Source organism: Mesorhizobium sp. M1027 (assembly GCF_040318745.1).
Lineage (GTDB): Bacteria > Pseudomonadota > Alphaproteobacteria > Rhizobiales > Rhizobiaceae > Mesorhizobium.
On record NZ_JAMYMW010000004.1, the window covers coordinates 318,090 to 330,778 of the forward strand.

General features: G+C 61.7%; 12 protein-coding genes. 9 read left to right on the forward strand and 3 right to left on the reverse strand.

Annotation, left to right across the window (positions count from 1 at the left end):
* Window positions 1–3 precede the first annotated feature (3 nt).
* From NKH50_RS10620 to NKH50_RS10630, 3 genes are all read left to right on the forward strand, one after another.
* Complete coding sequence (locus NKH50_RS10620) at window positions 4–2,223, forward strand: 3-hydroxyacyl-CoA dehydrogenase NAD-binding domain-containing protein (RefSeq protein WP_352878476.1); 2,220 nt, start codon at window positions 4–6, stop codon at window positions 2,221–2,223.
* 81 nt (window positions 2,224–2,304) lie between these two features.
* Window positions 2,305–2,949, forward strand: a complete 645-nt coding sequence (locus NKH50_RS10625) for a S24 family peptidase (RefSeq protein ID WP_352702294.1) — start codon at window positions 2,305–2,307, stop codon at window positions 2,947–2,949.
* A gap of 11 nt (window positions 2,950–2,960) precedes the next feature.
* The gene (locus tag NKH50_RS10630) at window positions 2,961–3,800 is read left to right on the forward strand and encodes a thermonuclease family protein (RefSeq protein ID WP_352878479.1); all 840 of its coding nucleotides are present in this window, start codon (window positions 2,961–2,963) and stop codon (window positions 3,798–3,800) included.
* Here the strand turns inward: NKH50_RS10630 and NKH50_RS10635 are convergent.
* Window positions 3,763–5,418, reverse strand: a complete 1,656-nt coding sequence (locus NKH50_RS10635) for a lysine--tRNA ligase (protein WP_352878481.1) — start codon at window positions 5,416–5,418, stop codon at window positions 3,763–3,765. The two genes, NKH50_RS10630 and NKH50_RS10635, sit on opposite strands and share 38 nt — an antisense overlap.
* A 246-nt stretch (window positions 5,419–5,664) precedes the next feature.
* Between NKH50_RS10635 and NKH50_RS10640 the strand changes: the two genes are divergently transcribed.
* Window positions 5,665–6,075 carry a tellurite resistance TerB family protein gene (locus tag NKH50_RS10640; RefSeq protein WP_352506179.1) on the forward strand — a complete coding sequence of 137 codons (411 nt, stop codon included), beginning with the start codon at window positions 5,665–5,667 and terminating at the stop codon, window positions 6,073–6,075.
* An 8-nt stretch (window positions 6,076–6,083) separates the two neighbouring features.
* Here the strand turns inward: NKH50_RS10640 and NKH50_RS10645 are convergent, their stop codons facing one another.
* Window positions 6,084–6,935, reverse strand: coding sequence for an ABC transporter substrate-binding protein (locus NKH50_RS10645; protein WP_352644333.1), 852 nt, complete (start codon window positions 6,933–6,935; stop codon window positions 6,084–6,086).
* 271 nt (window positions 6,936–7,206) lie between these two features.
* Here NKH50_RS10645 and NKH50_RS10650 point away from each other — a divergent pair, with 271 nt between their 5' ends.
* The 3 genes from NKH50_RS10650 to NKH50_RS10660 all read left to right on the forward strand — a co-directional run bounded on the left by NKH50_RS10650 (window position 7,207) and on the right by NKH50_RS10660 (window position 9,439).
* Window positions 7,207–7,938 carry a helix-turn-helix transcriptional regulator gene (locus NKH50_RS10650; protein ID WP_254816321.1) on the forward strand — a complete coding sequence of 244 codons (732 nt, stop codon included), beginning with the start codon at window positions 7,207–7,209 and terminating at the stop codon, window positions 7,936–7,938.
* Between the two features lie 97 nt (window positions 7,939–8,035).
* Window positions 8,036–8,674 (forward strand): acyl-homoserine-lactone synthase, encoded by a 639-nt coding sequence (locus NKH50_RS10655; RefSeq protein ID WP_023677342.1) that lies wholly within the window; start codon window positions 8,036–8,038, stop codon window positions 8,672–8,674.
* Between the two features lie 15 nt (window positions 8,675–8,689).
* Window positions 8,690–9,439, forward strand: a complete 750-nt coding sequence (locus NKH50_RS10660; protein WP_352702289.1) for an enoyl-CoA hydratase-related protein — start codon at window positions 8,690–8,692, stop codon at window positions 9,437–9,439.
* 24 nt (window positions 9,440–9,463) lie between these two features.
* On the opposite strand, the gene ppk2 is transcribed toward NKH50_RS10660, so the two are convergent.
* Window positions 9,464–10,366 carry a polyphosphate kinase 2 gene (gene ppk2, locus NKH50_RS10665; RefSeq protein WP_352475928.1) on the reverse strand — a complete coding sequence of 301 codons (903 nt, stop codon included), beginning with the start codon at window positions 10,364–10,366 and terminating at the stop codon, window positions 9,464–9,466.
* A gap of 213 nt (window positions 10,367–10,579) precedes the next feature.
* Here ppk2 and NKH50_RS10670 point away from each other — a divergent pair, with 213 nt between their 5' ends.
* Window positions 10,580–11,845 (forward strand): sensor histidine kinase, encoded by a 1,266-nt coding sequence (locus tag NKH50_RS10670; protein ID WP_352878485.1) that lies wholly within the window; start codon window positions 10,580–10,582, stop codon window positions 11,843–11,845.
* Window positions 11,846–11,962: 117 nt separating this feature from the next.
* Window positions 11,963–12,688: a phosphate signaling complex protein PhoU gene (gene phoU / locus NKH50_RS10675; protein ID WP_254816325.1), complete on the forward strand. Its 726-nt coding sequence runs from the start codon at window positions 11,963–11,965 to the stop codon at window positions 12,686–12,688.
* The last annotated feature ends 1 nt before the right edge of the window (window position 12,689 follow it).

Genomic DNA, 12,689 nt, shown 5'->3' on the forward strand with positions numbered 1-12,689 from the left:
ATGATGAGCTACACCAATTTCACCCTCGACATCGACGCCGACGGCATTGCGCTGGTCACCTGGAACATGCCGGACCGTTCGATGAACGTCTTCACCGAGGAGGTGATGCGCGAACTGAACGCCATCGTCGACAAAGTGGCAAGCGATGCAGTGATAAAGGGCGCGGTGATCACCTCCGGCAAGGATACGTTCTCGGGCGGCGCTGACATCACCATGCTGCAGAAGATGCTGGCGAGCTTCGCCGCCGACAAGGCGAAGGACCCGGAGAAGGCGACCAAGGCGCTGTTCGACAAGGCGGGCGCTATGAATGGCCTGTTCCGTAAACTGGAAACCTCGGGCAAGCCGTGGGTTTCGGCGATCAACGGCACCTGCATGGGCGGCGCGTTCGAATTGTCGCTCGCCTGCCATGGCCGTGTCGCGGCCGATTCCGACCAGGTGAGGATGGCGCTTCCGGAAGTGAAGATCGGCATTTTTCCAGGCGCCGGCGGCACCCAGCGCGTGCCGCGGCTGACCGACCAGCAGCAGGCGCTGCAAATGCTGACGTCCGGCCAGACGCTGTCGCCGCAGAAGGCCAAGTCAATGGGCTTGATCCATGAGATTGCCGAGGCGGACAAGCTGGTCGAAACTGCCAAGGCGATGATCAAGAACGGCTTGAAACCGGTGGCGCCATGGGATGAAAAGGGCTTCAAGCTGCCCGGCGCTCCGATCTATTCGGTGGCAGGTGCCAATCTGTGGCCGCCGGCTATCGCCATTCTGCGCCGCGAGACCTATGGCAATTATCCCGCTGCCGCCGCCATCCTGAAATGCGTCTACGAGGGCCTGCTGGTGCCGTTCGATACCGCCTTGCGGATCGAGCAACGCTACTTCACCGAGGTCATGCAGACCAGGGAAGCGGCGGCGATGATCCGCTCATTGTTCGTGTCGCTGCAAGAACTGAACAAGGGCGCTCGCCGCCCAGCTGGTGTGCCGGAAACGACGTTCAAGAAGATCGGCGTGCTCGGCGCTGGCTTCATGGGCGCCGGGATCGCCTATGTAACGGCCAAGGCTGGCATTCCGGTGGTGCTGCTCGACCGCGACATGGAGTCCGCCGCCAAGGGCAAGGCGCATTCCGAGACCCTGATCTCGGATCAGGTGAAGAAGGGCCGTGCCAAGCCGCAGGACAAGGATCGATTGCTGTCGCTGATCACACCAACGGCCGATTACGCGGATCTTGCCGGCTGCGATCTTGTGGTCGAGGCGGTGTTCGAGGACTCGGCCGTCAAGAAGGATGCCACCGAACAGGCCGAGGCTGTACTCAAGCCGTCGGCGATCTTCGCCTCGAATACGTCGACCATACCGATTACATCGCTGGCCAGGAATTCGGCGCGGCCGAAGAATTTCATCGGCATCCACTTCTTCTCGCCGGTCGACAAGATGATGCTGGTCGAGATCATCCTCGGCAAGAAAACCGGCGACAAGGCGCTGGCCACCGCGATCGACTTTGTCCGCGCCATCAAGAAGACGCCGATCGTCGTCAACGATACGCGCGGTTTTTACGTCAATCGCTGCGTACTGCGCTACATGTCGGAAGCCTACAAGATGCTGATCGAAGGTGTTCCGGCGCCGATCATCGAGAATGCGGCGAAAGCCGCTGGCATGCCGGTCGGTCCTCTGGCGTTGACCGACGAGACGGCGATCGACCTTGCCCAGAAGATCATGAAGCAGACCATGCGCGACCTCGGCGACAAGGCGGTCGATCCGAAGCAGATGGCGCTGATCAACACGATGGTCGACACGCATGGTCGCTTGGGCCGTAAGAACAGCAAGGGCTTCTATGACTATCCGGCAAAACCGGCAAAGAAGAAGCTGTGGCCAGGCCTCAGGGACCTCTACCCGCAGCTGTCGCCGGAGCAGGTCGACTATGAGGAACTGAAGCAGCGGCTGCTGGTCACCATCGCGCTTGAGGCGGTACGGGTCATGGAAGAGGGCATCGTTACCGACCCACGCGAGGCCGATGTCGGCTCGATCCTGGCCTTCGGCTTCGCACCCTATACAGGCGGTGCACTGTCCTACATCGACGGCATCGGCGCGAAGAAATTCGTCAAACTCGCCAAGCGCCTGCAGAAGAAATACGGCGCCGAGTTCAAGGCGCCGAAGCTGCTGCTCGACATGGCCGAGAAGGGCGAGACCTTCTACGAGCGCTTCGATCCCTATACCAGGAACGAGGCCAAGGAGGCGGCCTGACGCCGTCTCCGGCGGTGGACAAGATGGCGGCCAAGAGGTAGAACAGCGAAGGTATTTTTTCCTGTTTCGAAGGAGAGCAAGGTGCTCTCGCACGACCGCGTTTGGGCCGCCATCGACGCTCTTGCCGAGCGTTATTCGCTTTCGGCCTCCGGACTGGCCAGGCGCGCTGGCCTCGACTCGACCGCCTTCAACAAATCGAAGCGGCTGTCCTCAGATGGGCGGCCGCGCTGGCCGTCGACCGAATCGCTGGCCAAGATCATCGAGGCGACCGGCGCCTCGCTGGATGAATTTGCAGAACTGGTCGAAGGCCGGGGTAATTCCGGCGCACTGCCTGTGCAGAAATCGTCGGTGCCACTGCTTGGCTTCGCCCAGGCGGGCGCCGGTGGCTTCTTCGACGATGCCGGGTTTCCGGCGGGGCAGGGATGGGACCTGATCGAATTGCCGGCACGGGCAACCGAAACCTCCTATGCGTTGAAGGTCCAAGGCGATTCCATGCTGCCGCTCTACCGCAATGGCGATGTCCTCATCGTCGAGCCGGGAGCTACCACACGAAAGGGCGATCGCGTCGTCGTCAAGACCAATGCCGGCGAGGTGATGGCCAAGGTGCTCGACCGCCAGACACCGAAGTCGATCGCGCTGGTCTCCCTGAATCCCGATCACCCGGACCGCGACATCCCCATGCGCGATGTCGAATGGGTGGCGCGGATTGTCTGGGCAAGCCAGTAGGCGCGGGGCCGGTGCGTCTGCCTCACCTTGCCTTGGCTGTTCTGGCGATCCCGGCAATGGCCACGGCAATTGTCGCCGGCGGCCGCGTCGTCCAGAGCGAAAGCGGCGGCGCCTGGGAGCAAATCCAGGTCGGCGCTGAACCTCAGCCCGCCGCGCCGGCTACGTCGGCCATCCCGAAACCAGTGCCGGCCAAGCAGGCCGCGCATTCGAGGGCAATCGATCCAGAAATCGTGGTGCCGCCGCAGCTTGGTTCCAACGAGCTTGAACGGATAGAGCCGCGCGCCCCGTTGAGCGATCTGGCATTGGCCGGACCGCCCAAGCCGCCAAAAACGAAAATGCCCGACGACTGGAAAGGCACGAAACTATTCCAGCCCGTCGCGTCGGCCGCCGGGGTCATCGAAGCAAAGGGCTATTCGATTGCGGTTTCCGGTATCGACATCGTCAAGCAGGAGGAGACTTGCACCGACGGCGGCGAGTCCTGGAATTGCGGCATTCGGGCGCGAACGGCCTTCCGCGCCTTTCTCCGCAGTCGTGCGGTGGTCTGTGCCGTGCCGCCCGAAGGCGGTCGTGATCTGATCGCCGCCGAGTGCCGGATCGGCAATCAGGATATCGGCCAATGGCTGGTCGAAAATGGCTGGGCGCGCGCCGCCAAGGGCGGCCCTTACGTAGAAGCCGGCGAGAAGGCGCGTGCAGCAAAAAAAGGCGTCTTCGGGCCGCCGCCGAGCGTTTCAGGCCTGCCGCCGCTCCCGGCTGCTGCGTCGCGATCCGCGCCTGTAGCGCCTAGCTCGATCCTGGAGGAGCAGGACGGCGCCCTCATGCCGCCAGCTGACCAGCCAGCGCCCGCCGAATGAGCTCACGCGTTTCGGCGATGCCGTAGAGCGCGGCGAAGGAGCCGAAGCGCGGCCCGCGTTCCTGACCTATCAGCACCTGATAGATCATCTGGAAGAAGGCGACGGAGACACCGGGTCCGCCCTCCGGGCTCTGCTTGGAATGATCCTGGTAGCGCTCAATCTTGCGCGCAACATTGAGGGCAGCGTTCTGGATCGCCTCGCTGTCGGCATTAGCCGGCAGCGCGGCGAGCGCTTCCGAAAGCTTGGTCAGCGCCTCGCGCTCGACCGCGTCGGCGGCACGATACACTTTCGCCGGCTTCACGAAATCGTCGAAATAGCGGATGGCATATTCGGCCAGCCGGTCGAGCTCGGGATGGGTCGTCGGCGTCACACCCGGCGCGTGGCGCGAAATGAAACCCCACAGCACGCTCCTGTTTTGGGCATTCGAGGCGCTGACCAGGTTGAGCAGCAGCGAGAACGGAACCGGCAGGTCGACTGCCGGGGGATTGCCGTCATGCATGTGCCAGACCGGATTGCCCAGCCGCTCCTTCCAGTCCTGCCTCTGATAGGCAGAGAGGAACGTATAATACTCGTCCACTGCCTTCGGGATAACGTCGAAATAAAGCTTCTTCGCGGTTCGCGGGCGCTGGAACATATAAAGGCTAAGACTCTCGGTCGGCGCGTAAGTTAGCCACTCGTCGATGGTTAGCCCATTGCCCTTCGACTTCGAGATCTTCTGGCCGTGCTCATCGAGGAACAGCTCATAATTGAAGCCCTCCGGCGCCGGAGCATCGAGCGCGCGGCAAATCTGCCCGGCGAGCTTGACGGAATCGATCAGATCCTTGCCGGACATCTCGTAATCGACGCCGAGTGCTGCCCAGCGCATCGCCCAATCGGGCTTCCATTGCAGCTTGGCATGACCGCCGGTCACCGGCGTCTCGAAGCGCTCGCCGGTGTCCGGATCGCGCCACACGATGGTGCCGGCGTCGAGCTTGCGCTCGTCGATCGCGACTTGCATGACGATCCCGGTCTTGGGATGGATCGGCAGGAAGGGCGAATAACTCAGCGCCCGCTCCTCGCGCAGCGACGGCAGCATAATTGCCATCACCTTATCAAAGCGCTCGAGCATCTTGAGCAGCGTCGCGTCGAAGCGGCCGGAAGTATAATAGTCGGTCGAGGAAGCGAATTCGTAATCGAAGCCGAAACGGTCGAGGAAAGCGCGCAGCCGTGCGTTATTGGCGGCGCCGAACGACGGATACTCATTGGAGAAAGGGTCCGGTATCCTGGTCAGCGGCTTGCCGAGATAGGCGCGCAGCATGTCCTTGTTAGGCACATTGTCCGGCACCTTGCGCAATCCGTCCATGTCGTCGGAGAAGCACAGCAGTCGCGTCTTGACCTTGTCTTCAGTCAGCACGCGGAAGGCGTGGCGCACCATAGATGTGCGCGCCACCTCGCCGAACGTGCCGATATGCGGCAGGCCGGACGGGCCGTAGCCGGTCTCAAACAGCACCGTTTCCGGGTAGCCGCCGATCGCGTAGCGAGCGACGATCTTTTTCGCTTCCTCGAACGGCCACGCCTTGCTTTCGGCGGCGGCAGTGAGGAGTTCCGGGCTGAGATCGATCGGCTGTTGTTCGGCCATGATGCTATTCCTGCAACTTGCCGGCATGCATGCCGGCAGCCGCATGCTCTAGACCATGATCCCGAAAAGTGGAACCCGGTTTCAGGGCAGGACCGCGATCAGGCAAGAAGATTGAGAGCTCCCGTCCCAATTAGTCGGGAGGATCAAATTCCAAAGCGTGACCGGAGCGCCAACGATCGCCGCTCTTTTTCCTTGCGGCGCCGATCCCTCGTTCCTAACTTCGGGACCCATCTCAAGGAGTTCTAAATGCCATTGTCGCCACACGAAGCCATGATCTACCTGATGGTCATCACTTCGGCGTCGGACCGCGACATGACCGACATCGAACTGGCGCGGATCGGTGACGTCGTTCGATCCTGGCCGGTGTTTGAGGATTTCAATCAGGAGCGGCTGGTCGATGTCGCCCAGGCCTGCCAGGAAATGCTGCAGGAAAAGGACGGGCTGGAGGGCGTCCTGGCGCGTGTCGCCGAGGCGCTGCCCGAACGGCTGCGTGACACCGCCTATGCGGCCGCCTTCGAGGTTGCGGCCGTCGACCTCGAAATGCGCCTGGAGGAGGTGCGCGTGCTGCAGCTCGTCCGCCGGGAACTCGATCTCGATGCGCTGACGGTCGCCGCCATCGCGCGAGCCGCCAAGGCGCGCCTTCGCACGCTGACCTGAGCCGGCAGTCAGAAAAAGCTGACCGGAAAATAGCGAAGATAGAACTCGGCGAACGTACCTTTCACCGAAATTTCCTGCAGCGCGTAGTCGAATGCGGCCGCCAGTGCCGGATCGTCGGCCCTGGTGGCGATCGCCATGCCCGAGCCAAGGTATTCGGGCGCCAGATAGGGGCCGCCGGCAAAGCGGCAGCAGCCAGCCGCATCGGAGCCGCCGAGCCAGAAGGCGAAACGCATGCCGTCGCCGAAGGCGGCGTCGATCTTGCCGGCTTTCAGCTTGCCATAAAGCTCCTCCGGCCTTGCGAAGGGGACGATTTGGACGTCGCCGAAATAAGTGCGCAGCATCCGCTCATGCGCGGAATCGGCTATCACGCCGACACGTTTGCTGCGCAGCCTGTCGAACATTGGTTCGGTCAGCGCCTGTGTCTTCAGCATGATGAAGCGTGCCGGAAATTGCAGGTAGGGGCGTGAGAATGCGTATTTCGACCGCGACTCCGGCGTTGCGGCGATGCCGGCAATGATCGCTTCGCCTTCGCCTTTCCCGAGCGCACCTTCGAGCTCGGCCCAGGGCAGCGCCTGGATCTGGCATTTTTCGGCAATGCCGAGCTCGGCGCAGATGGCGCGCGCCAGGTCGACATGGAAGCCCGACAGCCGGCCTGCCCCATCGAGGAAATTGAACGGCGGGAAATCCGTGGTGGTCAGGAATCGCAGCCGCGGCAGCATCGAAAGGTCCGGCTTAGGCAGCCGCTCCTTGGCGTCCCAAAACACCGGCACCTGCGGCTCCGCGGCGAGCGCATCAGCCGCAAGCGATTGCGCTCCGATCAATATCGAAATCAATGAAATGGATATGCGCCGAAACGCCACGCGACGACTCCGTCCGGTCTTGCCCCGACTTTAGTACGAAATAACACAGTTTTTTGTACGAAAATAACACAGGCACAACGGTTTTTGGTTTCATCGTGACGATTTAGGGATATTGTTTAGTGAGTTTGCAAATGACTGTGTGATGCCAGCTGAAGAGGAGCGGTAGGGCGTACAAAGGGAGCAGCTTTGCAGTCCGGGGTTGATGGCATAGTGCGGGTTGATCACTGCCATTGGTCTCAAGAGCGGAAGGCAACATGGGGTAGATGTTGCGATGGGTCATTTCGATCGTACCCTGGAGTTGATAGATCAGTTGCAGCACGCCGGTACAGCGGCCGCCGTCTGCGAAAAGCTGCTGGGGGTAACAAGCGGGTTCGGGCTGACGGCGCTCATGGCCGGGACGGTTCCGCAACCCGGCACGCCGAGAAATCGGCAAAAGGACCATGTGTTGCTTTGCGACTGGCCGGCCGAATGGCTTGAGCGCTACGTTGCGCGCAACTATGTCGATCACGACCCAGTCGTCAGTCACATGAAGCAGCTTCAAGCGCCATTCCAGTGGCGGGAAGCGTCTCAGGGCATCCGTATCGGCAAGAGCGGCGGCGATGTCATGGGTGACGCCGGTGAATTCAAGCTGCGCGACGGATTGGCCTTCCCGCTGATCACGCTCGATGGCCAGATCGTCATGGTGTCGCTAGGCGGCGAGGCTGTCGAATTGTCGGGCGCCGAATTCGGGCTTGTGTCGCTGGTCTCGACTTATGCGATTGGCCGCGCCATGCAGCTCCACACTATGGCGGGCAAAACCATCGACCATGTCGAATTGACGCCGCGTGAGCGCGAATGCCTGCAATGGGCCGCCGTTGGGAAGTCCGAATGGGAGATTTCACAAATTCTCGGCATTTCTGAACACACGTCAGAGAAACACCTTCTTAACGCCAAAAGCAAACTCGGTGCCGTCAACCGGGTCCAGGCCGTCGCGGAAGCGATAAGGCGCGGCTATATTAACTAGGTCGGCCGCGCCGGCCTAGAAATTCTTGCCTACGCGATCGCGTAATTTTTTCGGGGAAGCACGGCCGTATCTTCCTATTGAAACTAGGAGACGGCAAATGCTTTTTTCCCTCACGACCCAGGAATTGATGGAACGGCCCGACCTCTGGGAGGCAGTTCATCGTTTGCGTTACAGAGTTTTCGTCGAAGAGATGGGATGGACCGATCTGCAGCGCCCCGACGGCCTCGAGATCGATCAATTCGACCACGACGAGGCAGTGCACCAGATCGTCATCCGCAATGGCGAGCTCGCCGGTTACCAGCGGATGTTGCCGACGACTCGGGCACATCTTCTAACCGATGTGCTGGCGGACCTTTATGAGGGAACCCCACCGTCGGGCCCGAATGTCTATGAACTGACCCGCTATGCGGTTGCACCGGGGTTCCGCGACGGCCGGCGCGGCGTGTCGACGGTCGGCACGGAGCTGATCGCCGGCTTCGTCGAGTGGGGTCTGAAGCGCAACGTCAACCAGGTTATCATCGAATTCGAGCCGATGTGGGTGCTTCGCGCGCTGCAGCTGCATTTCCTGGCAACGCCGCTCGGTTACCAGCGTACCTATGGCAACCAGCAGGTGGTTGCCACACTGCTCACCTTCAACGAGCACACGCTCGACGTGGTGCGTTCGCGCCGCAACCACTTTGCGCCGGTGCTGGCCAGAGGGTACCCGGACATGCTCGGACAGAGACGCGCCTCGTGAGATTGGAGAGAGGCCATGAACGTTCATTCAAAAGCAGAATTCCGCAATCACACGCTGATCGTCACGGTATCGTCGGGTGACGGCCGCCCGGTGCTGGACAGGCTGGCCTATGAAAGCCTGGCCAGGACATTCCATGAAGCCGCTGCCGACGACGACGTCCGCGTCGTGGTCCTACGCGGCCTGGCCGGGTGCTTCTGCCTCGGCGCCGACTTCTCCGAATTTCTCGACGCCACCAAACATCGGCGACTGATTGACGCCGTCACCGATATGTTCCGCACGCTGGCGACATTCCCGAAACCGGTCCTTGCCTGTGTCGACGGCGACGCCGTCGGCGTCGGCTGCACCATCCTGTTCCACTGCGACATGGTGATCGCCTCGAGCAAGAGCACGTTTCGGGTGCCGTTCGTCGATTTCGGCCTGGTGCCGGACGCGGCGACCAGCATCCTGGCGCCGCAGAAGCTCGGCTATGCCGGGGCGTTCCGCTTCTTCTGCCTGGGCGACACGCTCGCCGCCGAAGATGCCAGGGCACTGGGCCTTGTCGGCGAGATCGTGACGGACGCCAGCGTCGAGGAGGCCACGTTGGCAAGAGCCAGGCAACTCGCCAAGAAGCCTGTCGCGGCGCTGCAGCAGACGCGCGACCTGCTTAGGGGCGACACCGGCGCGCTCTGCGACCGCATCGACCAGGAGATCTCGCTTTTCCAGCAGGCGCTGCAGGACGACACTACGCTGAAGCGACTGCAGCGGATTGCCCGGCTGGCGGCATGACAGCCGCGGATCGATTAGGTGAGCTTATTTTTCGAGGAAAGTCGGCCCTTCGCCGATGATCTTCTTGTCCACCTTGCCGATGACGTCGAGATCGCGGCCGTCATAGGGAAGCGACAGGAGAATGCGCTGCATGACGGCCAGCCGCGCGCGCCGCTTGTCGTTCGCCCGCACAATGATCCAGGGCGCGAACTCCTTGTGCGTGCGTTCCACCATCAGGTCGCGCGCCTTGGTGTAGTCGTCCCATTTGGTGATGCCGGCGATGTCGATCGGGGAAAACTTCCAGCTCTTCAGCGGACTCCAGCGACGGTCGTGGAACCGCTCGAGCTGTGTTTCCCGGCCGATGTTCAGCCAGAATTTGAAGAAATGGATGCCTTCGTTGCGGATCATCCGCTCGAAATGCGGAACCTCGTCCAGAAATTGCTCGTGCTGCTCGGGCGTGCAGAATCCCATGACCGGTTCAACACCGGCGCGGTTGTACCAGGAGCGGTCGAAGGTGACGAATTCGCCCGACGTCGGGAAGTGGTCGACGTAACGCTGGAAGTACCATTGTCCAAGCTCGGTGGGTGTTGGCTTGGTCAGCGCCACGTTGCGCGCCGTGCGAGGGTTCAGATACTGGCGCAAAACGAAGATCGTGCCGCCCTTGCCGGCAGCGTCGCGTCCCTCAAACAGCGACATTACCCGCTTGCCTGTCGACTGCAGCCACGCCTGCGCCTTGACCAGCTCGATCTGCAGCTTCTCTAACCTCTCGTCATACTCCTCGCTCTTCATTTTCTTGTCGTAAGGGTAGCCGCCGGCGGTGAGCTTGCGGTCCTCGATCCAGTCGGGAAGCGTCGGGGCCTCGATGTCGAACTCCCGCTCCTTGCCGTCGATCATGATCTTCAGCGGCCCCGACGAAGCTGCAGCGGGGCTTTCCTTGGCGTTTTTCATCGAGACGAACCTTTCCGGCCTCCGGACTCATGCTATTGGAAGCCTTACTGCATCGGCCGGAATATCGGAATCGATTTTCGGAAAGAACGATGCAGCAGATAAAGCGGTAGAGCGTCCTTTGTGCGCCCAATTGGACGCACGGCGCTCTAGCGTCGGTCCAGCAGGAAGTTATTGAGCGTTGGCCGCACACGGAGCGCAGGCGACGGAGCGCAAATGGCCGATATCGGCACAGAGCGGAAAGGCAGGGCGCAAGCCGTCGCGATGCGGCTGTGGAACAGCCGCTGGCTGCTCGCGGCCGGCTTCGCTGCGGTTCTGATCGTTTATGGTTTTGCCGGCATGTCTGGCTATGTGGTGCTGCTGGCAGGCGCCGTGCTGGTTGCCGCGGTGATACTGCCGGCCGGCGTCGCCCGTCAATCGACCGAAAATGCCGCGGCCGTCGAGGCGAGCGGCTTGCAACAACTTTCCGGCGAATATCTCGCGGCAGCGGTTGCCGATCCGCTGATCATTTTCGATCGTTCCGCCGCCATCGTCCATGCCAACGCCGCCGCCTTTGCAGCCTTTGGCGGGATTGCCCCCGGCATGTCGCTGTCGCTGAAATTCCGCGCGCCGGAAATGCAGTCCTTGCTGGATAATATCTTGGCAGGCAACGTCGCGTCGGACAGCGTTGACTACATAGAAAGGCTGCCGGTCGAACGAGCCTATCGGGTGAGCGCGTCTTCTGTCGGTCACGCCACGGATCTCTACGTGCTGGTGTTCAAGGACCAGAGCGAGGCGCGCCGGATCGACAGAATGCGCGCCGACTTCATTGCCAATGCCAGCCACGAGCTACGCACGCCTCTCGCCTCGATTGCCGGCTTCATCGAGACGCTGCGCGGGCCGGCCCGCAACGACCCTGCGGCACGCGAGCAGTTCCTGCAGATCATGCAGAACCAGACCAGCCGTATGGCGCGCCTCATCGACGACCTTCTGTCGCTGTCACGGCTGGAGATGAAGCCCTATCTCAAGCTGGGAACCGAGGTCGATCTGCGCCAGGCCATCGACAGCGTCATCGATTCGCTTGGGCCGCTCGCCAAAGAAAACGGCGTCGTGATCGAGCGTGATTTCGCGGAAGGGCCGCTCGCCGTGCCTGGCGATCGGGACGAGCTTTTCCAAGTCTTCGAAAACCTGCTGGAAAACGCCTGCAAATATGGCCAGTCGGGCGGACGCGTCGTGGTGTCGATCACGCGCAGCGACGGCGATACCGAACCGGGGATCGACGTCACTATCAGGGATTTCGGCCCCGGCATTCCCGAAGAACACATCCCGCGCATCACCGAGCGCTTCTACCGCGTCGACGTCGAGAACAGCCGGACCCAGAAGGGCACCGGCCTTGGCCTGTCCATCGTCAAGCATATCCTGACCCGGCACAACGCCAGGCTCTCCATCTGGTCGGAAGTCGGCAAGGGTGCGGCGTTCACCGTCCATTTGCCGGCTCGCTGACGCAGTACTATCTCTAGCCCATGATGGGCCGTTTCTTTTTTCTGTCATCCGGCTAGCGTATCAGCGGGGATTCGAGGGAGCGACTCAACCACAAGATCCCGGGAAGGCATTTGGTCCATGCAGTCCGTGCACATCGTCAGCGCCTATGACGAGGAGCTGAAATATCTGTCGAAGCGCATCGCGGCGATGGGCGGGCATGCCGAGCGCATGGTCGAGCAGGCCGTCGCGGCACTGGTCAATGCGGATCCGGGACTTGCCCAGAAAGTCATTCGAGACGACCTGGTTCTGGATGAGGGGCAGCGCGAGATCGACGATAAGGCGATCATCATCATCGCCAAGCGCCAGCCGATGGCGACGGATCTGCGCGAGATCGTCGGTGCGATCCGCATCTCGGCGGACCTCGAACGGGTAGGCGACCTCGGCAAGAACGTCGCCAAGCGAGTGGTTGCTGTCGCTGATGGGCGCCAGCCGAGCAGCCTGTTCCGCGGCCTCGAGGCTTTGGCTAATCTGGCGCTGACACAGCTCAAGGAAGTACTCGACGTCTACGCATCGCGGTCAGTGGAAAAAATCGGTTTCGTGCGCGACCGCGACGACCAGATCGATGCCATGTACACCTCGCTGTTTCGCGAGTTGCTGACTTACATGATGGAAGACCCACGCAACATCACGCCCTGCACGCATCTCCTGTTTTGCGCCAAGAACATCGAGCGCATCGGCGACCACGCCACCAACATCGCCGAGACGATCTACTATATTGTCACCGGCGACCAGATGCCGGCCGATCGTCCGAAGGGCGACAAGACGGACAAGATTATTCTTCCCGCAACGCAACCAGCGAAATGAG